We start from the raw sequence: 21,087 nt of genomic DNA, 5'->3' as shown, positions 1-21,087 counted from the left end.
ATGTGCATGTAATGAAGCGCCGGGATCATCGATGCCGCTGGCCTTCCGGTTCCAGCTTGCCCCTCCAATAGCGCCGCGGCAGGTTCGTTGCTGGACCTCCAAATTGGTCCCGCTGCTCGATGAAGATTCCCCACCCTCTCGAACTTCACTCCGCTTGGGGTTAGGAATTGGTCCTCGATGTTCGTGCCAAATCTCGTGGATGCTTTCTACCATCCGGCCTAGCGGCGGCTCTATGGAGGAAATTTAGGGCGAGTTCCAGTTCCTTATGATACGCGGCAAGATCGCCTTCATACTACCGCAGCCCCGCTTTCGGTATCGTTCGATATGAAAGCGCATGGGCGGGCATCAGGGAACTACCTAAGAAGCCAAACACTCCTACCAAAGCGGTTCGCGCCTGCCGTAAAGCGGATGCCGTCCTGGCAAACCGACACGGCGAATGGCCTTGATCGCTTGGCCCCGCTCTTGAAAGCTGCCGCGATATTCATTGTAGGTGCCGGTCGGCGGATAGGCGCCGACCACCAGGAAGGTTGCACTTGCCTTCAAACATTCGTGGCCGACACCGGCCGGGATAACAATGACGTCGCCGGCGCTGACTTTCACGGTCTTTCCCTTGTTGCCGCCGAGCTGCAGCGTAGCGGATCCGCGGGCAATCCCCAGCACCTCGTGGATCATCGAGTGATAGTGAACGTAATCGTAAATCCCGTTGCGCCAGGCTTCGCCCCAGCCGTTGACTTTGAACACCTTCTCCAGGACAGCGGCGGGATCGTACTTGCGACCGAACCGGAGGACTTTCCGGTAGTGCAGCAGCGGAAACTTGGGATTGTTCGGGATATAGCCATCGTCGCGGAATTTCAGGCGCGACGGGCGGACGTCCCGCACGCAGGCGAGCGCCTCTTCCCGGCTCGGAATACTGATGCCGGTGGCCTTCTCGGCCAACCGCTTGACGGGTTCGATGATATCCATGCGTCACCTTTAACGCCGAACTGAGCAGGAAGTTGCGCGTCCTGACCACCACCTCCTTTGCAAGACCAGCTATTTGCCGGCCGCGATTTCCGGTGAAACGGTGTGAATGCGTGGCTCGTCATCATCCGCTTCATCAGTGGTTACGCACTGCTGACGTACTTCGCGCGACGCGGCGGGCCGGTGCTCGACGATCTTGGGCTCCGGCATTCGCGGGCGAATTGCACTGCCCGATATCTGCTCCGCAAGCACACGGAGCGGATCCACCGCCGTCTCCACTACGGGTTTCTCACGCCATTCCTCGGGTGCAGCGTTCATCAGAGCAAAGTGGCAAGCCTTGATAACGGCGGTGTTGTCGCTGGCAAGCATACGACTTTCAAGGGCGAGCGCGCGTGCGGCCTCCCCCCTCGCGACAGCGTCCTTGAATTCTTCGTGCTCATCCATCCAGCGGTTGATCGTGGCACGGGAAACTCCCATCGCGCCAGCAGCGGCGGTAAGAGAGAGTCCGCTTCCCATCAGCGTAACCACCTGGTTGCAAGCTTCCGATCTGTAGCCCGTCCTCCGTTTCCTTTTCGCCATGTTTCGCTCTCCACCTTTCGTGTTGACATATCGGTGGAGGTTTCCCGGAATTCTCGCGCCGGAGACAGGACGTTTTTTAAAGGCGCCTTCAGTTTAATGCGTCCCGACTATGGCTCGTCGGCTGTCTTCAAGGGGTTGGCCCGCGCGGTATAGATCGCCGATGACAATCTGGTGTTGGCGTGCCTTCGGGCCTCTTTCGGCAAATGCGCCTGCAACGCTGCGATCAACCTAGCGAAAGGCCCGACGTCAGCATCCAGATTGCCGGCTTTGGACGCGGCGGTGGGCAGATCATGTTCTTCCGCAATGTTCGTCAGCGCTCGAATCCAATCATCCCAGCTGGCGCCTTCCCGGAAAGCCTTAGCGTCCTCGTCATTCATTTCCGAGAGCGCAGTTTGGCAGGCGAGGCTTAACGACGACATCACCTCACCCAGGGCGTGGAACAGCTGGTCGTAGGATTCCATTCGGAGGTGATCGGAATGAAAATGCTCTTTGATCAGAGACTGCGCAAAGGCTCCCCCAACGCCTCCCGCCGACGAAAGTTTGGTCCGAAGATTGTTGGATGCGGTTTTGATCGCCTCCACTCGATCCACCGCCGGCTTCAATGCACTGGCATTTCGTTCAAAGATTTCCCACTCGAGATATTTATTCGTTGTGTCCACAATGCTCTGGCGAACCGCTGCCGGCAGCGCTTGGCCATACGCGATCTCAACCTGCTTCCAATCCGGATCCGAGAGGGAGAATTCCGGAGAACTGCCAACCGCTCCTGATATTGGTAGCTTGCGAGACGGACGCCCCATGTCTTTTTCACCTCCAGCCACCGAGCACCGCGGATTTCAAAATTCGGCGACGAAATGACTCTCAACAAAAACCATCCTATGAGATTCTTGCGCTCAAGCCTTAATAGCCGCTGGTCGGTGTCATGATACCGGCAGCGATATAGTGCACGTTGGACTAGACATTAACGAGGGTCGTCCATGCAACGGCGGGTTACCGACAATCACATGCTCAAAAAGGCCAGCGCTGCCCCGCAATCTCCACAGCGGGATATTACGAATAGAGCCATGACATGCTGCGCGCGCCGAATTCCGATCCTGCTTTGCGCCCTGTGGATCATCTCCAGCCTGGGTGGATGCAGCAGCATCAATTCCCATTTGGCTGCTGGAATGGCGGATGGGCTCCCGCACTGGGCCGGCGGGCTTCCGGCGGACGCACCACCACGGCCTGGTACCGCGAAATACAATGAGATGATCAAGCAGCGTGAACGCGAGGGTCAAACGCCGAAAGCGGATAACACTGTTGCCCAATCAGGGGTTGCCCAATCAGCGGGGGATAACGCGCTGGGCGCGATTCACTAAAACATCGATTGCCCCGGCTCCGCTCAATCCATGAATACCACGGTTTTTCGGCCGTTCAGAATCACGCGGTCATCCAAGTGATGCCGGATCGCCCGCGCCAGGACCCGCCGCTCGATGTCGCGCCCCTTGCGGACCAGCGCCTCGGGCGTATCGCGATGGCTGATGCGCTCAACGTCCTGATCGATGATCGGCCCCTCATCAAGATCGCTGGTGACGTAGTGTGCGGTCGCACCGATCAACTTGACGCCGCGCTCATGGGCCTGGTGATAGGCTTTCGCGCCCTTGAACCCCGGCAGAAACGAATGATGGATATTGATGCATCGGCCAGAAAGCTTTGCGCTCATGTCGTTTGACAGGATCTGCATGTAGCGCGCCAACACCACTAGGTCGGTTTCCGTCTCCGATACCAGTTCCAGGACCGCGGCTTCTTGCGACGCCTTGTCTGTCACTGGAAGATAATGAAATGGGATTTCGTCGAAATCGAGATGCGCAAAGGTCTCGCGTGGATGGTTGGAGACGATGGCGGCCGGGATCATCTTCAGTTCGCTGGTCCGCCAGCGATAGAGAATATCGACCAGACAATGATCGGACTTCGACACCAGCAGCATAACCTTTCGTCGGGCGGCGCGGTCGCGCATCTGCCAGGTCATGCGGAAGCGCTCGGCGATCGCACCGAATCCGGTCTGCAGCGCAGGCAGCGTCACGGCGAGATCGGCGGCATTGAACACCACACGCATGAAGAAGCGGCCGGTCTCGGCATCGTCGAACTGTTGGGCATCGATGATGTTCTGGCCGTTATGGGCCAGGAACGTCGACACCGCGGACACAATTCCCGGCCGGTCGGGACAGGAGAGCGTCAGCACATATTGATGGTGGGACATGGGGGGAGGAACGGCGGTTAGACCGGACGATCGGGACGGAAATCGAACAGGCACCCTGCTCTATCACCTACATCGGCCTTGCGCCACTCACCCTGCGAGAGGGACAATTAATACTGCAAAGCGATTAACGGTTGACCTCCTGGGTGATCATGACTGACAGGCTGTCCGGTTTCCGTATCCTGATCCTTGAGGCGCGAGAGGAAGCGCAGTTTGCCCGCTTGCTCGCGGAGCAAGGCGCCGAGGTCTTGCAATGCCCGATGTTCACCATCCGCGACGCGCCAGATCCCGCGCCGGTCGAGGACTGGATCAGGCGTTGCATCCAGACCCCGCATGACGATCTGGTGCTGACGACCGGCGAAGGGTTGAGGCGTCTCATCACTGCTGCGCGCCGGATCGGTCTCGATCAGGCGCTTATCGCCGCCATTGGCAAATCCCGCACGCTTGCGCGCGGTCCAAAGCCGGGCAAGGCGCTGCGCGAGATCGGACTGGAAGCGGCGATTACCACTGACAAGCCGACATCCGAAGGCATCTCTGAGACCCTGGCTCGGTTCGATCTCCAGGACCATCGAGTCGGCCTGCAGCTTTATCCAGATCGGGACCACACCGCCCTGCTTGAAAAAATCAAACGACAAGGCGCGAGTGTCGATCCGGTGCTGCCGTACGTCTATGATGCAGGCGCTGCAGAGGCCAACATCATCGGAGCAATCGACGAAATGGCCGATGGCCGTGTCGATGCCATTGCACTGACGAGTTCGGGGCAGGTCCGCCGACTTATGGAGGTCGCGCGCATCCATCGCTGCGAGGAGCGGCTACGCGCCGGGCTCGATCGCACCAAGATCGCGTCAGTCGGCCCCGTAGTCTCTGACGAATTGAAAACCTACGGCTTGCGGACTGACATCACGCCTGCAAACAAAGCGTTCTTCATGAAGCCGCTGATCTCGGCGATGGCAGTAAGCCTGAATGCGTTGAGAGGTATATAGTCGCACGATTGCTCTTTTCTTGTTTCTGTTAAAATATTAAATTTCGTCGTTTTTGCAATTTTCAAAAACTTGTGCGCTCGCTACCGCATTGCGAACGCATATCGTTCGTAGCGATCAATGCTCTCAGCCGTCGGATGGCTTTCGCCTGATCGCCTTCGGGCGCCTTTGCCAACTCTGCGAGGGCCTTCGACTGGACCTTGCGAATCTTCCATAGGTGAACCTCGGGCTCGTGCGAACTCCTCGGCTGCTCGCTCCATATCCTTAATTGCACCGCGCAGACTTGCATCGGACCAACATCTAACTTTTGCTGATTTTAATAGCGGCTCACCGCCGGGCTGTAGGTCTGCGCAACCTTACTCCAGCGCCCCCGCCATTCTCCTGGATAAATTGAGCTCCGAGCCGCTCGAGCGTTTTCCTTATTGCACTAACAGCCCCGTCGGATATCTGACGTCGCGATTTCTCGAAATCGACGATTGTAGATAATCCGAGCTTCGCGCTTCTTGCCAATTCCGGCTGAGTTAGATCCAAAAGAGCTCTCGCTGCTCTACACTGGGCGCCAGTAATTCCATCAACATTTTCTGTTGACACAATAACAACCCCACCATATAAACATAAAATGTTGATTGTTGCGCTTTATCATATCGAGGAGCATGCAATGGCCACAAGACCTCCAAAGCATCCTACGGAAAATGTCCGCAGAAACTTCATCGGCGGATCAGATGCTAAAATCATCATGGGTGAGGATCTCACAAAGCTGGTTCGTCTTTGGCAGGAAAAACGCGGAGAAGTCGAGCCGGAGGATCTATCTGGAGTTCTTGTCGTTCAGTTAGGCACCGTAACCGAAGAACTCAACCGCCGCTGGTTTGAACGGAGCACTGGGCACTCAATCAAGGACGTGCAGCGACGAATTCATCATCCTATCCATAAATGGATGGGGGCAACGCTGGATGGTCGCATCCAACAGACGAACGCCATTTTCGAAGCCAAGTTCATGCTGCCGTGGACATTTTCGGAAGAAGCAGCAGCCGAAAAGCACATGGCCCAGCTTCAGCATAATATGTGGGTCGCCAATGCCCAGGCCGCGAGCTTGTCGATTATCACTGGTGGCGGAAAGTGGGTCGAAATGACCATCCCTGCGGATCCTCTCTATCAGCACCTCCTTTTGACCGCAGAGAAAAAATTTTGGCGCTGCGTACAGAATGGTGAGCCCCCTCGCCTCTTCGGTGTCGAAACCCCTCGGGTGCGCCTAGAAGCCGTTAGGGTAGTGGATATGAGCGCGTCCAACAGCTGGGCCGAACTCGCCTCGATCTATCAACGAACACGAGCAGCTTACCACGAACATGAGAGCGCCAAGAGCGACCTCAAGAAGCTCGTACCGGAGGATGCCAAAGAAGCTGTGGGCCACGGCATCCGCGCAAAACGATCCAAAAGCGGAGCGATTAGTTTTGAGTTAGCAGATCTGGAGGCTGTCAATGCACAGATCCAGTGAAACTATTGGCGTCATCGCCGCCGCTTTAGCCAAAGCTCAAGCAGAGCTTGTCAACCCCGAAAAAACCCTCACTGCGACTATTAGCTCGCCGTTTCCGCGCGAAGAAGCCAAAACCTTCCGCTACGCATCGTTGGCCAATGGCCTCGATATTATCCGCAAGAACCTTGGTGCTCACGAGATTGCAACCATTCAGACTACGGCGATTGACCAAGAGGCGGGCCTGATCAATCTCACTACGCTGTTGGCGCATGCGTCCGGTGAATGGATTTCATCGATATGGCCAGTTTGCACTGTGAGCGAAACGGCAACGCCTCATCGAATGGGAGCTGCGCTCACCTATGCTCGCCGATATGCCCTATTTGCGTTAGTCGGCTTAGCTGGTGAGGACGATCTCGACGCACCGGAACCTCCGGTGACTAATACTGACCGCATACATTCAAAATCTAGCCAACGACTTCCAGAAGGAAGGCAGAAACAAACCAAAATCGTTCATAAACCACCCCAGCTGGATCGAGATTCCTCCGCTCAGCTGCGAGATCAATTGCTTGCGGAACTAAACGATGTCACCGGGGAGGACGCTCTGGCGATATGGGCGCACCGACGTATGAAAGACAAAAATACATTGAATAGAGACGATGCGGGTATCGTCGATACTGCCTGTCGCAAACTATTGCGAACATACCAAGTTACCGAACAAGCAAATGATTCTTCGCAAGAGCACAATGAGAACATTGCTCCATCCACCCAAGCATCACAATCATCGCCTTCCGTCACTCCCCGCACTAAAACAGTCCGACAGCGAAGCAAGGCGCATCTCGCATTCGTAGCTGCTCAGCCATGCCTCATTTGTAGGCGTACACCTTGCGACGCTCATCATGTGCGGTTCGCCCAGCCGAAAGCCTTAGGACTAAAGGTCAGCGACGAATATACTGTACCGCTTTGTCGTGAGCATCACGATGAACTGCACCGCCACGGCAACGAGGCATCCTGGTGGACCAATCTCAAAATCAATCCACTCTCAAACGCACGAGATTTTTGGGATAACAGCCCAATTCACCCGAAAGTTTCCTAGGATCAGGACCTATTAAATTCTTGCGGTCAGCATGATTGGCTGATTCATTGGTGACGCGAGGAGGCGTCATCATGGCTGATTTGCTTTTGCTCACCGAGGCGCAGATGCGCCGGATCGAACCCTATTTTCCTTTGTCGCACGGAGTTGCGAGGGTTGACGACCGGCGGGTGATCAGCGGGATCATCTTCGTGATCAGGAACGGATTGCGCTGGCGCGATGCGCCGCGTGAGTATGGTCCGCATAAGACCATCTACAATCGGTTCGTGCGCTGGAGCCGCCTCGGCGTCTTCAACAAAATCTTTGCTGAATTGGCGCGTAAGGCCGGCAAGCCATCCCGGCTGATGATCGATGCGACCCATCTAAAGGCGCATCGCACCGCCGCGAGCCTTTTAAAAAAGGGCCTCTTCCCCGACGTATCGGGCGCACGAAGGGCGGCCTGAACTCGAAGCTGCACGCCGTATGCGATGGTCAGGGACGCCCTGTCATCATGCTGCTCAGCGAAGGCCAGATGAGCGATTACAAGGGGGCTGCATTGATGCTCAATGCGCTGCCGCCCGCCAGGCAATTGCTCGCCGATAAGGGCTACGATGCCGACTGGCTCCGCCAGGCGCTCGCCGCGCGCGGCATCACGCCATGTATCCCGTCGAAGTCAAACCGTAAAAAGCCGATCGAACATGACCGCGAACTCTATCGTCAGCGGCACAAGATCGAGAACATGTTCGGCAGGCTCAAGGACTGGCGGCGCATCCATACCCGTTACGACCGATGCGCTCACACCTTCATGTCCGCCATCTGCATCGCAGCAGCCGTCATCTTTTGGCTCTGATCAATGAGATGGGGTGGTTGCCGCCCTCCCAGACGGTATCGCAATGTGCCAAGAAAGTGGTGTTGAAGCCACTGAGCGGAAAGGACGGCAACCATGATGAAAGATACGATGATTGGCGTGGATCTGGCAAAGTCTGTTTTTCAACTACACGCTGCGTCGATGACGGGAGAGCTGAAGTTCCGCAAGAAGCTATCGCGGCAGAGCTTCCTGAAGTTCATGGCCGAGCTGCCTCCAGCGGCAGTCGTGATGGAGGCTTGTGGCAGCGCCCATTACTGGGCCCGCGAGATGATCAGGCTCGGTCATGAGGTGAAGCTGATAGCTCCGCATTACGTGAAGCCGTTTGTAAAGCGACAGAAGAACGATGCTGCAGACGCGGAGGCCATTGTGATCGCGGCGCAGCGGGCGGAAATGCGTTTCGTCGACCCGAAGTCTGCGGAGCAACAAAGCCGGGCGGTTTTATTTCGCGCTCGAGAACGCCTCGTTCACCAGCGCACCGAATTGGTCAACGCACTTAGGGCATGCCTCTATGAATACGGCTACGTTGTCCCACAGGGAATTCATCAGCTCAAACGTATTGAAGAAATTCTAGCTGCGGCGAGCGGCGATTTGCCTGATTTGGTGCGCGAAGAGTGCCTCGATCTGATGGAGCAGATTGGCGAGAAGACGGCGCACATCAATGTTCGGACCGGTAAAATTAAGGCACTGGCGGCTGAAGCTGACACAGCGCGGCGTCTGCAGACGATCCCTGGGGTGGGCTCATTGACTGCCATGGCAGTCGAAGCCTTTGCCCCGTCCATGGAAAGCTTCCGGTGCGGTCGCGACTTCGCTGCGTGGCTCGGCCTCGTTCCGCGCCAGTTCTCCTCAGGCGGAAAAGAGCGCCTTGGTCGTACTTCGAAGGCGGGGCAGACTGATATCCGCAGACTGCTGATCATCGGCGCGATGTCGCGGCTGAGCTGGCTGGGCCGTAAATCAATCCCGGAAGGTTCGTGGCTGGCGCGCATCGCCGCGCGAAAGCCACGGATGCTTGTAGCTATTGCTTTGGCCAACAAGATGGCGCGGACGATCTGGGCGCTGATCACAAAGAATCAGGATTACCGAGTTCCGGCACAGGTGGCAGCAGCATGAACAAGGTGCCGCGAAGTCAGCCTGTCGTCGGATGAGGGAGGTGTGAGAAGGCGATGACCCGAATGGGCAAAATGATCGAACAGATCTGGGTCAGAAAAACCAGTTCAGGACTCTGAGCGATACAGCTCGCCAATGAGATTTGGATCTGATCCGCGGATCACCATACCGGCCAGCGGCTTCTGAAATGCCGTACTTAAAGGCCTTACAGAAGAGCGCACTCGATCACCAATCCATAGGGTCAGAAACTTCTTGCATCACGGGTGGCAACCACAGAAGTCCTGACCCTAGTCTAAAATACAAAGCAGTAGATCAGATGGGAAAGAGGGGCATCGTGAGCGATCCTCAGACCCATCTGTCCCAGTTGCAGCTGAGTCGTTCCGATTTCCGGGACGATTTGCGGCAAAGCCGAGATGGACTTCACCAGTCAATTGCGCCGCGTTTCTCCTTACCTTCCTGCATATCCCATGCGGCTGGATTCATATATCTGGTCGCGACCATGAACTGAGCCAACCGCAAGGGTCTTAGCCTTCTGCGTTGCGGAGTCGGTAGAAGCCATGCCCGGCAATGGGAAGCCGGATATCTTCAACATCGAACAAGGCTCGCAGTTCGCCAGCTTCGCCTTTACCAACATATTGAGCATCCGTATCTCGAAAGACCGACGACACCACAATCCTCGAAGCCATTCCCGAACTGCGAGGAGTTCGAGTTCTACGGCGATCGCCGCTTCGGTCAGGCCTGCGGTAGCAAGGCATAGTTGAATAATCTGGGCGAACACGATCTGCACCCAAGATCCGGCTACAGTACCTCACTCCGACAGGCGTCCTGCGGCGGAATGTAGAGAGAGAGCCATCGATATTCTAATGGTCGATGCGCATCCAAGGCTCGACCGGAAACCTCCAAGGGTTTATATGGCTCAATCGCAAATTGCAGCTTGACCGCTGATGGTGGAATTAAATTGGCTCTCTTTTCGTTAGCACTGGCTAGCATCGTTTCGGCCACCCTTTCATTTGGCTTGATGTGGCTTCTGATGCCTTTGCTCCAACGCTATGCGCTTGCAAAATCAAACGCACGTTCCTCTCACATCATTCCGACGCCTCAGGGCGGAGGAATCGCTGTTATCGCCGCTACGCTGATGGTTTCGATCGCCTTCCTTGCGCCGAGCGGTTCAATCGAATCGCGGATTCCAACGACTGTTGTTCTGGCAACGCTCTTCATGGCTGCTCTCGGCGCCGCCGATGATATTAAATCGATTTCCGTGCTTCCTCGCCTGATCGGTCAAGGATTGGCAGTCGGCTCGATCGTACTGATAGTGCCCGCCGAACTTCGAATCATTCCCGCCTGCCCTTTCTGGATTGAACGTGGAGTGCTGCTGCTTGCAGGCGTCTGGTTCGTCAATCTCGTCAATTTCATGGATGGCATCGACTGGATGACTGTAGCGGAATCCGTCCCCATCACTATCGCACTTGTCATATTCGGCTACACCGGCGTTCTGTCGATTGGAGCTACCATGGTGGCCGCCACGCTCGGCGGCGCTCTGCTCGGCTTCGCTCCATTCAATCGCCCGGTCGCAAAGGTGTTTCTCGGCGACGCCGGCAGCCTGCCAATCGGGCTAATACTAGGCTGGTGCCTTCTGATGCTCGTCTATCAAGGCCATATGGTCGCGGCCCTCCTGCTGCCGCTGTATTATCTTGCCGATGCGACGTTAACAATGCTGCACCGTTTGTTTGCAGGCGAGAAAGTCTGGACGGCCCATCGCTCCCATTTCTATCAGCGTGCAACGAACAACGGGTTTTCCGTTCTGAATGTCGTGGGGACTGTTTTCTGCCTCAATCTTGCGCTGGTGGTGTTGGCTATCACTTCCACGCTGGTGATCTCGCCTGCCGCAAAGATCATGGCGCTAGTCGTAGGAGCGATGCTAGTCGGCCTTGCCCTGTTTACGTTTTCGCGGCCTCGGCCGACGCAATAGCCGACTGATTATGGTTTCAAGAGACCGGGGCAAACCAGCCCGATTATGCACCCTCATGCGCTTGCCTTACTAATCATCTTGCGAAGGCCTTCGCGGGTCGTAACGGACGGCTCCCATCCAGCCTGCAGAAGTTTCGCAGGATTTACCACGAGATCCCGGCCGATGCGGTCCCAGACCGTACCTCGACCGGCAAGATCAAGCAATCCTTTGATCAAGCGCGGCGGAACTGAAACCAACCGTGCGCGACCGCCATCTGCCTCACGAAGACACCCGAATATCTCGGCAATTGACATTGCCTCGGGATCAGCGGCGATGAATGTCTCATTGAGAGTCGACGGGCTGTCGAGGCTCAACATGATCGCCTCGACAAGATTTCCGATGGCCAGCAGCGAGCGTCGATTGTGAAACGAACCGAGTGGAAGAGGAAGCGGTAGCGCCGCAATACGAACCAGAAAAGCGATGTTAGCCTTGGCGTTCGGGCCATATACGATTACCGGTCTCAGGATCGTGTGAGGAACGCCGCTTTTGCGGATCGCGACCTCCGCCGCAAGTTTGGCTTGATCATATCCAGTCACCGGATGCGGCTCATCGTCTTCCGTCAGAACGCGGTCGGATGCCGATCCGGTTTGCGCACCAATTGACGACAGAAAAATCAAGCGCCGCACGGGATGCCGCAAACAAGCCTCCGACAGGCTCACCGCCGCACCGCGGTTGACCTTATCGTAGTCGACCGCATCACCGCCCTGACGATGGGCGACGGCAGCGAGATGGATGACAATGTCGATACCGGCAAGAAGCGGGCCCCAGTCGAAATTATCCTCGAAGTCGGGAAGCTCGACGGGATCGATGCTTTCTCCGCCTCTGATCGGCTGGCGTGACGCCGCGCGCACATGGTGTCCCGCGGAGGCCAGAGCGGGCACGAGAGCGGAGCCAATAAAGCCGGACGCGCCGGTAACGAGTATCCGAAAAGACATGCTTATGCCCGATTCAATCCGTCAGAACTTCCTGTCCCAACTCTTCACCTCGTCGGGCACGGCTTTTCAATCTTTCTGCTCGCTTACCCGTTCGACGCCAATCTATCTCTGCGATCCTGTTGGCTCGCACGACTCCAGGTCAATACGATAGGCGTCCCCACAAGACTCGCAGACGACCTCGCCCGCTGGTCCAGTAAGTTTCGTTCCGCATCGGCACATCCAGCCTATCCGCTTTGCGGGAACGCCCGCCACCAGCGCAAACGGAGCGACATCGCGATTAACAACCGCACCGGCGGCCACGAAGGCATGACGGCCTACGGTGGTTCCGCAGATAATGGTGCAGTTGGCGCCGAGCGTCGCCCCCTTGCGAATAATCGTTTCGCAATATTCGTCCTTGCGGATAATTGCAGAGCGTGGATTGTAGACGTTGGTGAAGACCATGCTCGGACCGCAGAACACATCGTCTTCCAGGCGAACCGCGTCATATATCGAAACATTGTTCTGGATCTTGACGTTATCACCGATCAGCACATCGTTGCCGACGAAAACGTTCTGGCCGAGCGAGCAGCCGCGCCCAATGCGAGCCTTGCCGCAGACATGAACCCAGTGCCAGATACGCGAGCCATCACCGATTTTGGCGCCCTCATCGACAATCGCAGTGGGATGAATCGTCACCGTCATATCAATAATCCAACGGCAGACAAACCCGCTTGCCATCACGCGCCGAAAGATAGGAGGCAATCAAAACCTCGAGCGACTTGAGGCCGTCGCGGCCGTCAGTTACGGGTTCGGCTTCGCCGCGCAAAACTCCGATGACGTTGTCATAATACAGTGGGTGGCCGAAACCATAGACGGACGTGGTCTCGTAGCTTGCCGATTTGATCTTCTCGTCGTCGGGGTGCGGCTCCGCGAACTCCCAATGCTGGATGGCGTTGACTGCAACGCCGCCGACCCGAACCGTTCCCCTCTCGCCGAGAATGGTGATACTTCCTTCAAAGTTCTTCGGGTAAGTCAGCATGGTCACATTCATCGAGCCGAGTGCACCGGAGCGCCAACGCAAATTGACCACGGCGGTATCCTCGACTTCAATATTGCGTGCCAAAGTTGCGGTATAAGCTTGTAGGCTTTCAATGGGGCCAATAAGCCACTCTAGGAGGTCGACATAGTGACTCGCCTGATTCATCAGGGCGCCGCCGTCGAACTCCCACGTGCCTCGCCATTTCGCGCTGTCGTAATAATTTTGCGGGCGAGTCCAGAACACGTTGATATTGACCATGTAGATGCGGCCAAAGCGGCCGCTTTCCACAGACCTTCTCAAAAGCTGAAGCGTCGCATTCGCGCGATTCTGTTTCACCACGAATAAGCGGACACCGGCATCATCGCAGGCTCTCACCATCCGCAGACCGTCTGCCCACTTAGTGGCCATGGGCTTTTCAGTCATGACGTGGCGACCCGATGCCGCAACCCTAATCGCTTGCTCGGCGTGCAACCCGCTGGGGGTGGTTAGCACCACGACGTCAGCGTCAGTCTTCGCGAGCATATTACCAAGATTCGCATAAGGCTTGGCACCCGTCGTCTCAACAGCCACCTTAAGTGCCGCCGCGTTGACGTCGCAGACGCTCACAAGCTCTGCCTGGTTATGATGCCGCTGGATGGCCGCCAAATGGTTCTGCGCAATTCGTCCGCAGCCTGCGAGCGCAAACTTGATCTTGCGATCAGTAATCCCGGCTGAATATTCGATCATGGTCATGCCTTGACGATGTGGGGAGCGCCCTTACGAAATCGTCCTCGACAGTCAACCAATAGCCGCGCGTGCGCCTTGATAAAATCATAGTCGAACCTGTCGTGATCGGTCGCCAGCAAAACGCAATCAAATTTCTCCAGTGCTTCCGCTGTAAGTGAAATGCTGGACAGCGCAAAGCTGTGCTGGCGCATTTTTGGGAAAATCGGAATATGTGGATCGCTGTAAGCAATTTCTGCGCCGAGATCGCGCAGCTTCTCCATCAGAAAGACAGATGGAGATTCTCGCATGTCGTCCACATTCTTTTTGTAAGCGATGCCAAGGACCAGAACCTTGCTGCCATTCACCGGTTTTCGTCGTGAATTCAATCCATCAACGACCTTCGCGACGACGTAATCGTGCATGGATGAATTGATCTCACCCGCAAGCTCGATGAAGCGGGTATGCATGCCATACTCCCGTGCCTTCCAGGTCAAATAGAACGGATCAATCGGGATGCAGTGACCGCCAATGCCAGGGCCCGGATAGTACGGCACGAAACCGAAGGGTTTGGTTGCCGCCGCGCGGATCACCTCGTGGATATCAATTCCCATACGATCCGCTACCATCTTCATTTCATTGACAAGCCCGATGTTGACCGAGCGATGAATGTTCTCGAGAAGCTTGGTCAGTTCGGCGGCGCGCGTCGAACTGACGGGAACAACCCTATCGATGACACTGCCGTAGAGTGCGAGACCGACCTCGAGACAATCCGGCGTGTGACCGCCGCAGACTTTCGGAATAGTTCTTGTCGAGAAATCCGAATTGCCTGGATCTTCCCGCTCAGGTGAGAACACGAGAAAGAGATCTTTGCCGACCGTCAGGCCACGCCGCTCGATGCGCGGCTTCAGCTCTTCATCCGTTGTGCCCGGATAAGTGGTGCTTTCGAGCGAAATCACCATGTTTCTGTGCAAAAAAGGAACAAGCGCTTCCGTGGTACTGACGACGAAGCTCAAGTCAGGCTCGCGGTATCGATTGAGCGGCGTCGGCACGCATAGAATCAGAGCATCGACATAGCTAGCGCGCGAAAAATCTGAGGTCGGATCGAAACGATCCGCCACCGCCTGTCTGATAGCTGTAGCCGATATATGTTCGATATAGGATTCGCCGCGCTTCAGCGCCTCTACCTTATTCTGGTCAATATCGAAACCAATTACATTGTAGCCGACCTCACAATACCTCAGCGTTAGCGGCAATCCGACATAGCCAAGACCAACAATCCCGATGACAGCCTTTTTCAATTCGAGCTTTTCGATCAAGTCGGATTTCATCTGGATCTTCCGGCTAAATGCTAAATTGGAAACTGGTGACATAGGAAACGAGCCAGAAACCGCAAAGCGACGCACTATGCGGCGCATCATGGGCTTGTGCGGGAGCTTTTAGCTGTCGCTCTAAAGTTACGAGGTCAACACTCCCCCCTTGCGACCCTCTGCTTGGTTGGAAGCTACTGGTTAAGGGGGTTCTTCGTTGCGAACTGCCATGGCAGGGCCTCACGAATACGCTGCACCCTCGCTCTATAAAGCGGGTTGCTCATACTCTTGATCAAGATATGGCGAAGCACAATGATCGCGGCCAATAAGATGAAAGTAACCCCCATGGCCCGGACAACTCCCCGCCACGGCGAACTCTTGGGTGGGTCTGGCACCGATCTGTCCGGCATCGTGGGTGGCGAAAAGATGATATCTTTACTTATGCCCGAGAGCTCGCCTTTGATATCTTCCGCCTTGCCAATGCTGTTTGTTCGAAGCTCGATTAGTCCTGCGACGTCTGGAGGAGAGTATCCCGGCTTCGGTACAATCAGTTCGGGATTCTTGAGCAGTTCTCTGGTCACGGCCGACAGGTCCGATATTTGGATTTGGATGGCTTCAAGGAGACGGTTCAGCCGCGCCGCCGCATCCGGCTTGGGTTTCGTGGTCGCAAGCCACGCCTCGATAAGCGCCGATCCAAGTGCCTGCGCCCGGGCAGGCTCGGAGTCCGAAACTTCCAACACATAAAGCGAGGGTCGGTGCGGGTCGGCCCCCGACGCAGGAAAGAGCCGAACATTCTTCGCCAAGAGCTCGCGGCGATTTCGATCTGACGTCTCCAGCTGCGAATGAACGGGAACTTTCTCCAAAACCGATTTCAAAATTGGCTCCGAGCGCAGAATCGACTCGGCATATTTCGCCTTCGTCTCATCCAGAGGACCAACGTAAGCGACGCTGCTATAACTCTTCGCGGGGTAAGGAGAATCGGACGAACTTAAGAAGAAAGCGATAGCACCAGCAGCTATCGTTGTCAGTAGAATAGGTTTCCATGCTTGCAAGAAGGATGGAATAAGATCGAGAAACATCCCCCAATAGTCCAACTCGCGATCTTCAAGCATGCGTTCGTCAGACTTGGAGATTGAATGCGAGTCCATACGCAATTCCTTTCATCATGTCTGAGCGGACCATTGTTGGGGGTATTGGAGTGTGTGATTAAGTTCGGTCTAGCCCAATCGCTTATGCAGCGTTGCCGCGAATATCCTGAATGGCTTTCTGAAGAGTTGATTCGGTTTCTGCGATCGCGGTCGAGAACGAAAATATCCTCCAATATGCCTCGTGCCCGCGCCGACCCATGTCCGTCAACAGTTCCTTCGGCATCAGCGACAGCCGTATCATCGCATCCGCCATTGCCTGGACATTATCGGAAGGCACTGCGACCCCGGCACCAGCTTGGGTAACAAAGTCGGCCGCTTCGCCCTCCACTCCGATCAGTATCGGCTTCCCCATTGCCATATAGAATTGGGTTTTCTGAGGAATCGTGATCCTGAACAATGGATCGCTCCACAAATGCATGGCCAGGACATCCGCAGCCGCGAAGATGTCGCCGATCATCCTTCGCGGAACACCCGGCGCTATTCGCACATTTTCCGCGCCGAGCTGCTGCACTAATTGCTTCAAACTATCGCTTTCGATCCCATCTCCGATCAGCAGCAGCTGTAAATGGGGTACCTTTCGCCGCGCAAAGTGTGCTGCCCGTACCATAACCTCCAATCCCTGGACACGCCCGAGATTGCCGCCGTAAACGATATTGAACTTGTTATCGAATCCATAGGATGAAAGGTCCGCCAGCCCGGCGGGTGCTGCCGCCCGCTCATCCGCCCAGTTATAGACAACGGATATCTTGTCGGGCTGGACATCTCGCTCAATTAGCCGGGTCTTGATACCTTTGGATTGCGCAACGATTCCCGCCGCGCGGCGGTACACAAAATCGCACATCAGAGCGAGAATTTTCTCCATCTTCCGCGTGCCTGCCATACCGGACTTCACCACGGAATCCGGCCACAAGTCCTGTATATCGATCAGGAATGGGCGCCGCGAAAGTAAAGTGGCGAAGATCGCAGCAAGACCGCCCGTTATCGGCGGATAACAATAGACCACATCAAAGCGGCGCGCGCGGAATGCAGAGAACAGCGCGGCGCTCGCCATAAAGGTCAAATAATTCAAAATACGGCCAACGCTGGAATTGTTGTGACTCGGGTACAGCGGCACCCGATGAACGGTAATTCCGTCGATGATCTCTCGTTTGTAGTATTCAACACGGTATCCTGGATAGGTCTTGCCGGCCGGATAATTGGGAAAGCCCGTAACGATCTCGATGTGATGCCCGCGCTCGGCAAGAGCCTTCGCAAACATGATGCCCTTAACCGTCGGTTCGGGTTCGAACCATTGGGTGATAAACAGTATTCGCATTCCTTGGATGTGGATCAGACTCAGCTTAGCACGCAGGGAAACGCTGCAACAGTAATGACCTCAACACCGATTAGCATCGTATCAGTCGTACTTACGCCAGACCACGCGATCGACGTAGTCTGTGTAGCTATGAATGATTCGAACAACCTTCTCCGAGACGTTGGGAACTGCGTAATCCCCGACTAGCCGGAGCCCGCGCCGTTCGCCGCGCGGCTGATCGGCAAGAATGGCGAGCCCCTGGCGGACACGATCGGCATCAAGGCCGACCATCATGACCGCGGCCTCCTCCATGCCCTCGGGGCGCTCATGAGCCTCGCGCAGATTCAGCGCCGGAAAATTCAGGATCGATGATTCTTCGCTGATGGTGCCGCTGTCGGATATCACCGCGCGCGCGGAGACCTGCAGCTTGACGTAATCCGAAAAGCCAAGCGGCTTGAGCAATCGAACGCCCGAATGAAACGTCACCTTTCGCTCGTCGATCCGTTTTTGAGTGCGAGGATGGGTCGAGACGATCACCGGCAGCCCGTGGTCTTCGGCAACCGCGTTGAGCACGGCCACCAGTTTCGTGAAGGCCGACGACGTGTCGATGTTTTCCTCGCGATGCGCGCTGACGACAAAATAATCCTCCGGCAACAGATTCAGCCGCGTAAGCACATCGGACGCATCGATCTTCGGGCGATAGTGCGTCAGGACTTCAAACATCGGACTCCCGGTCTTGATGACCAGATCCGGCGGCAAGCCTTCGCGCAACAGGTATTCCCGGGCAATCGTACTGTAGGTCAGGTTGACGTCCGCGGTGTGATCGACAATGCGGCGGTTGATTTCTTCCGGCACCCGCTGATCGAAGCATCGATTGCCCGCCTCCATATGAAACACGGGGATTCGGCGGCGCTTCGCGGGAATGACGGCAAGACAACTATTGGTGTCGCCGAGCACGAGCATCGCGTCAGCCTTCGCTTCCGAAAACACGCGATCGACATTGGCGATCACGTTGCCAATGGTCTGAGCCGCGCTCGACCCGGCGCTGTCCAGAAAATGATCGGGCTCGCGTACCTCAAGATCGTCGAAAAAAATCTGATTGAGCTCGTAATCGTAGTTTTGACCCGTATGAACGAGAACGTGATCGCAATACTGGTCAAGTCGAGCAATCACGCGGGAGAGCCGAATGATTTCCGGTCGTGTTCCGACGATCGTGACGACCTTGAGCTTTTTCACGCCGAGACTCTCATGGCGATGGTGTCGGGGCGAGACCGGTCAAAGATCTCATTGGCCCATAACATCACGATCAACTCGTCGTCGCCAACGTTTGTAATGTCATGGGCCCAGCCGGGAACCGTTTCAACGATCTGACCTTCGCCACCCTGGACGAAGATGTCGTGACGCTCATTGGTTTCAATATGACGGAATCCGAACCGCGCCTTGCCGCGGATCACGATAAATTTCTCCGTCTTCGTATGATGATAGTGCTCACCGCGTGTAATGCCTGGAAGCGCAGTGAAATATGAAAACTGACCGCTATCCGTGGTCTTGAGCACCTCCGAGAACATGCCACGCTGATCGCCGTACCGTGGCACGTCGTAGACGAACGATTCCGCCGGCAGATAACTGACATAAGTAGAATAGAGCACCCGCATGAGGCCGACGCCGACCGGCGGACTGATCAGCGACGACCGGCTTTCAGCAAATGCCCTGATCGCCTCGGCGACCGCACCGACAGTCGTTTCATAGACCGGCGAGACCTCGGCAAATTCGACCGAAGACGATGCTCCCTCAAGACACTTGATGAACGCATCCGCGACGTCGTCGATATGAACCAGCCGCAGCGTTGCGGCCGGATCGTTGACGCAGATCGGAAGGCCCCGCGTGATGTTATGGCAAAAAGTGGCGACAGCGGAGTTGTAATTCGGGCGAGCCCACTTCCCGAACACATTCGCCAGCCGGAAGATGTGGATCGGCGCCCCCGTCTCGCGACGATACGCGCGCAGCCGCTGTTCCGCCGCGAGCTTGCTGCGTCCATACGGGTTATCGAGAGCGGCCTGCGTCGAAGAAGACATCACAATCGGCACCGAACGGCTGCTGACGGTAAGCGCGCTGCACAACCGGTCGGTGAAGCCGGCGTTACCTGAAAGAAACTCGGCTTCGGTCTTCGGACGATTCACGCCGGCAAGATGAAAGATGAAATCACAGGATGACAGCGCGTCAGCAAGCTGCTCGGGTTCTGTTTCGCGAGTGACGCGCACGACGTCGGTATGACCGAGCTCACGCAAGCGGATCCGGAGATTGGTGCCGATAAAGCCGTCAGCGCCCGTGATGATGATCTTCATGATCGTCATTCGTCCATCACCACATTCTCGCCGCGCGCGATGCGCTGAACGAGATCGAGCTTGAGAAGAAGCTGCGTCATACCGGATTCATCGAGCTGGACGGTATTGTGGGAGTTGTAGTCGTCCTCGGAACTGATACGCCGCTCCCCCTCTTCCACAAACTTCGTGTAATTCAGGTCGCGACCATCGGCCGGAACCCGATAATAATTGCCCCTGTCCTCAGCGTGGCTCATCTCCTCGCGGCTCAGCAGCGTTTCATAGAGTTTTTCGCCGTGCCGCGTTCCGATCTCGACGATCGGGTGATCCGGCTTACCCATCAGCGATGTCAGCGCTCGCGCCAGCACCGCAACCGTCGCAGCCGGGGCTTTCTGCACGAAAATATCGCCGTTGTTGCCATGCACGAACGCATGCAGAACCAGCTCGACCGACTCATCCAGCGTCATCATGAACCGGGTCATGGCCGGATCCGTGATCGTGATCGGCTTGCCTCCCACGAGCTGCTCGACAAACAGCGGAATCACCGATCCGCGCGACGCCATCACATTGCCATACCGGGTACCGCAGATAACGGTGTTCTCCAGATTGCGAGAGATCGCAACCATCACCTTTTCCATCATCGCCTTGGATATGCCCATGGCATTGATCGGATAAACGGCCTTGTCGGTGCTCAGGCAGACAACCCGCTCCACGTTCGAGGCGATCGCAGATTCAAGCACATTCTCTGTTCCCAGAACGTTGGTCCGGACCGCTTCCATCGGATGAAATTCGCAGGAAGGTACCTGCTTCAAGGCAGCGGCATGAAAACAATAGTTCACGCCGCGCATCGCGGCTCGTACGCTTCGCGAATCCCGGACATCGCCAATATAGAACTTTAGCTTTGCATCAGGATATCGCTTCCGAAGATCGTCCTGCTTCTTTTCATCGCGGCTGAAAATTCGGATCTCACGCAGGTCAGACGACAAAAATCGCTTCAACACGGCTTTACCGAACGACCCTGTTCCGCCCGTAATGAGCAATACCTTGTCACTGAACATGAATAAACCCGCGTCTCCGCCAGAATGTC

20 protein-coding genes are annotated in these 21,087 nt (G+C 56.1%); 6 read left to right on the top strand and 14 right to left on the bottom strand.

Annotated features, from left to right (window positions below):
• Nucleotides 1-375: 375 nt before the first annotated feature.
• From NB311A_RS02365 to purU, 4 genes are all read right to left on the bottom strand, one after another.
• The gene (locus NB311A_RS02365; protein WP_009796826.1) at nt 376-963 is read right to left on the bottom strand and encodes a cupin domain-containing protein; all 588 of its coding nucleotides are present in this window, start codon (nt 961-963) and stop codon (nt 376-378) included.
• A gap of 69 nt (nt 964-1,032) precedes the next feature.
• Nucleotides 1,033-1,488, bottom strand: a complete 456-nt coding sequence (locus NB311A_RS19525) for a hypothetical protein (RefSeq protein WP_131522869.1) — start codon at nt 1,486-1,488, stop codon at nt 1,033-1,035.
• Nucleotides 1,489-1,646: 158 nt separating this feature from the next.
• Nucleotides 1,647-2,357 carry a hypothetical protein gene (locus tag NB311A_RS02355; RefSeq protein ID WP_131522868.1) on the bottom strand — a complete coding sequence of 237 codons (711 nt, stop codon included), beginning with the start codon at nt 2,355-2,357 and terminating at the stop codon, nt 1,647-1,649.
• Between the two features lie 560 nt (nt 2,358-2,917).
• Nucleotides 2,918-3,775 (bottom strand): formyltetrahydrofolate deformylase, encoded by an 858-nt coding sequence (purU, locus tag NB311A_RS02345; RefSeq protein WP_009796822.1) that lies wholly within the window; start codon nt 3,773-3,775, stop codon nt 2,918-2,920.
• Between the two features lie 149 nt (nt 3,776-3,924).
• On the opposite strand from purU, the gene NB311A_RS02340 reads away from it, so the two are divergent.
• From NB311A_RS02340 to NB311A_RS02305, 5 genes are all read left to right on the top strand, one after another.
• On the top strand, nt 3,925-4,755 hold the full coding sequence (locus NB311A_RS02340; protein WP_040673761.1) for a uroporphyrinogen-III synthase: 831 nt from the start codon (nt 3,925-3,927) through the stop codon (nt 4,753-4,755).
• Nucleotides 4,756-5,410: 655 nt separating this feature from the next.
• Complete coding sequence (locus NB311A_RS02325; protein ID WP_040673793.1) at nt 5,411-6,244, top strand: YqaJ viral recombinase family protein; 834 nt, start codon at nt 5,411-5,413, stop codon at nt 6,242-6,244.
• Complete coding sequence (locus NB311A_RS19920) at nt 6,228-7,316, top strand: ERF family protein (RefSeq protein ID WP_083780355.1); 1,089 nt, start codon at nt 6,228-6,230, stop codon at nt 7,314-7,316. The genes NB311A_RS02325 and NB311A_RS19920 overlap by 17 nt, the downstream gene beginning before the upstream one ends.
• Nucleotides 7,317-7,387: 71 nt before the next feature.
• A protein-coding gene (locus tag NB311A_RS19915; protein WP_086008663.1) for an IS5 family transposase occupies nt 7,388-8,142 on the top strand; the annotation gives its coding sequence in 2 pieces (ribosomal slippage) (nt 7,388-7,721 and nt 7,721-8,142; 756 coding nt in all).
• 93 nt (nt 8,143-8,235) lie between these two features.
• Nucleotides 8,236-9,267 (top strand): IS110 family transposase, encoded by a 1,032-nt coding sequence (locus NB311A_RS02305; RefSeq protein ID WP_009796815.1) that lies wholly within the window; start codon nt 8,236-8,238, stop codon nt 9,265-9,267.
• A 445-nt stretch (nt 9,268-9,712) separates the two neighbouring features.
• Here the strand turns inward: NB311A_RS02305 and NB311A_RS02300 are convergent, their stop codons facing one another.
• Entirely contained in the window at nt 9,713-10,051 is a 339-nt protein-coding gene (locus NB311A_RS02300; protein WP_009796814.1) for a hypothetical protein, read from the bottom strand.
• 231 nt (nt 10,052-10,282) lie between these two features.
• Here NB311A_RS02300 and NB311A_RS02295 point away from each other — a divergent pair, with 231 nt between their 5' ends.
• Nucleotides 10,283-11,233, top strand: coding sequence for a glycosyltransferase family 4 protein (locus NB311A_RS02295; protein WP_009796813.1), 951 nt, complete (start codon nt 10,283-10,285; stop codon nt 11,231-11,233).
• A gap of 53 nt (nt 11,234-11,286) precedes the next feature.
• On the opposite strand, the gene NB311A_RS02290 is transcribed toward NB311A_RS02295, so the two are convergent.
• The 9 genes from NB311A_RS02290 to NB311A_RS02250 form a co-directional block, all read right to left on the bottom strand.
• Nucleotides 11,287-12,207, bottom strand: a complete 921-nt coding sequence (locus tag NB311A_RS02290) for an NAD-dependent epimerase/dehydratase family protein (protein ID WP_009796812.1) — start codon at nt 12,205-12,207, stop codon at nt 11,287-11,289.
• A 102-nt stretch (nt 12,208-12,309) separates the two neighbouring features.
• Complete coding sequence (locus NB311A_RS02285; protein ID WP_305807333.1) at nt 12,310-12,924, bottom strand: acyltransferase; 615 nt, start codon at nt 12,922-12,924, stop codon at nt 12,310-12,312.
• Nucleotides 12,890-13,951 carry a Gfo/Idh/MocA family protein gene (locus NB311A_RS02280; protein ID WP_040673791.1) on the bottom strand — a complete coding sequence of 354 codons (1,062 nt, stop codon included), beginning with the start codon at nt 13,949-13,951 and terminating at the stop codon, nt 12,890-12,892. Before NB311A_RS02280 ends, NB311A_RS02285 begins: the two co-directional genes overlap by 35 nt.
• Before the next feature lie 2 nt (nt 13,952-13,953).
• Complete coding sequence (locus NB311A_RS02275; RefSeq protein ID WP_009796809.1) at nt 13,954-15,258, bottom strand: nucleotide sugar dehydrogenase; 1,305 nt, start codon at nt 15,256-15,258, stop codon at nt 13,954-13,956.
• Between the two features lie 173 nt (nt 15,259-15,431).
• Nucleotides 15,432-16,385: a hypothetical protein gene (locus tag NB311A_RS02270; RefSeq protein ID WP_009796808.1), complete on the bottom strand. Its 954-nt coding sequence runs from the start codon at nt 16,383-16,385 to the stop codon at nt 15,432-15,434.
• Nucleotides 16,386-16,467: 82 nt separating this feature from the next.
• Nucleotides 16,468-17,643, bottom strand: coding sequence for a glycosyltransferase family 4 protein (locus NB311A_RS02265; RefSeq protein ID WP_207382334.1), 1,176 nt, complete (start codon nt 17,641-17,643; stop codon nt 16,468-16,470).
• 138 nt (nt 17,644-17,781) lie between these two features.
• Nucleotides 17,782-18,915 carry a non-hydrolyzing UDP-N-acetylglucosamine 2-epimerase gene (wecB, locus tag NB311A_RS02260; protein ID WP_009796806.1) on the bottom strand — a complete coding sequence of 378 codons (1,134 nt, stop codon included), beginning with the start codon at nt 18,913-18,915 and terminating at the stop codon, nt 17,782-17,784.
• Nucleotides 18,912-20,033 carry a capsular polysaccharide biosynthesis protein CapF gene (locus NB311A_RS02255; RefSeq protein ID WP_009796805.1) on the bottom strand — a complete coding sequence of 374 codons (1,122 nt, stop codon included), beginning with the start codon at nt 20,031-20,033 and terminating at the stop codon, nt 18,912-18,914. The genes wecB and NB311A_RS02255 overlap by 4 nt, the downstream gene beginning before the upstream one ends.
• Complete coding sequence (locus tag NB311A_RS02250) at nt 20,030-21,058, bottom strand: polysaccharide biosynthesis protein (protein WP_009796804.1); 1,029 nt, start codon at nt 21,056-21,058, stop codon at nt 20,030-20,032. The genes NB311A_RS02255 and NB311A_RS02250 overlap by 4 nt, the downstream gene beginning before the upstream one ends.
• Nucleotides 21,059-21,087: the final 29 nt, after the last annotated feature.

Source organism: Nitrobacter sp. Nb-311A, from assembly GCF_000152905.1.
Classification (GTDB): Bacteria; Pseudomonadota; Alphaproteobacteria; order Rhizobiales; family Xanthobacteraceae; genus Nitrobacter.
This window is presented reverse-complemented; position numbering and strand designations above follow the sequence as displayed.

Bases quoted from the DNA above. Each gene is read 5' to 3' on its own strand.
- NB311A_RS02285 (WP_305807333.1), bottom strand. From the start codon at position 12,924: ATGGCAAGCGGGTTTGTCTGCCGTTGGATTATTGATATGACGGTGACG.
- NB311A_RS02325 (WP_040673793.1), top strand. From the start codon at position 5,411: ATGGCCACAAGACCTCCAAAGCATCCTACGGAAAATGTCCGCAGAAAC.
- NB311A_RS02255 (WP_009796805.1), bottom strand. From the start codon at position 20,033: ATGACGATCATGAAGATCATCATCACGGGCGCTGACGGCTTTATCGGC.
- NB311A_RS02295 (WP_009796813.1), top strand. From the start codon at position 10,283: ATGTGGCTTCTGATGCCTTTGCTCCAACGCTATGCGCTTGCAAAATCA.
- NB311A_RS02275 (WP_009796809.1), bottom strand. From the start codon at position 15,258: ATGAAATCCGACTTGATCGAAAAGCTCGAATTGAAAAAGGCTGTCATC.
- NB311A_RS19920 (WP_083780355.1), top strand. From the start codon at position 6,228: ATGCACAGATCCAGTGAAACTATTGGCGTCATCGCCGCCGCTTTAGCC.
- NB311A_RS02305 (WP_009796815.1), top strand. From the start codon at position 8,236: ATGATGAAAGATACGATGATTGGCGTGGATCTGGCAAAGTCTGTTTTT.
- NB311A_RS02270 (WP_009796808.1), bottom strand. From the start codon at position 16,385: ATGGACTCGCATTCAATCTCCAAGTCTGACGAACGCATGCTTGAAGAT.
- NB311A_RS02290 (WP_009796812.1), bottom strand. From the start codon at position 12,207: ATGTCTTTTCGGATACTCGTTACCGGCGCGTCCGGCTTTATTGGCTCC.
- purU (WP_009796822.1), bottom strand. From the start codon at position 3,775: ATGTCCCACCATCAATATGTGCTGACGCTCTCCTGTCCCGACCGGCCG.
- NB311A_RS02250 (WP_009796804.1), bottom strand. From the start codon at position 21,058: ATGTTCAGTGACAAGGTATTGCTCATTACGGGCGGAACAGGGTCGTTC.
- NB311A_RS02340 (WP_040673761.1), top strand. From the start codon at position 3,925: ATGACTGACAGGCTGTCCGGTTTCCGTATCCTGATCCTTGAGGCGCGA.
- NB311A_RS02280 (WP_040673791.1), bottom strand. From the start codon at position 13,951: ATGATCGAATATTCAGCCGGGATTACTGATCGCAAGATCAAGTTTGCG.
- NB311A_RS02265 (WP_207382334.1), bottom strand. From the start codon at position 17,643: ATGTTTGCGAAGGCTCTTGCCGAGCGCGGGCATCACATCGAGATCGTT.
- NB311A_RS02365 (WP_009796826.1), bottom strand. From the start codon at position 963: ATGGATATCATCGAACCCGTCAAGCGGTTGGCCGAGAAGGCCACCGGC.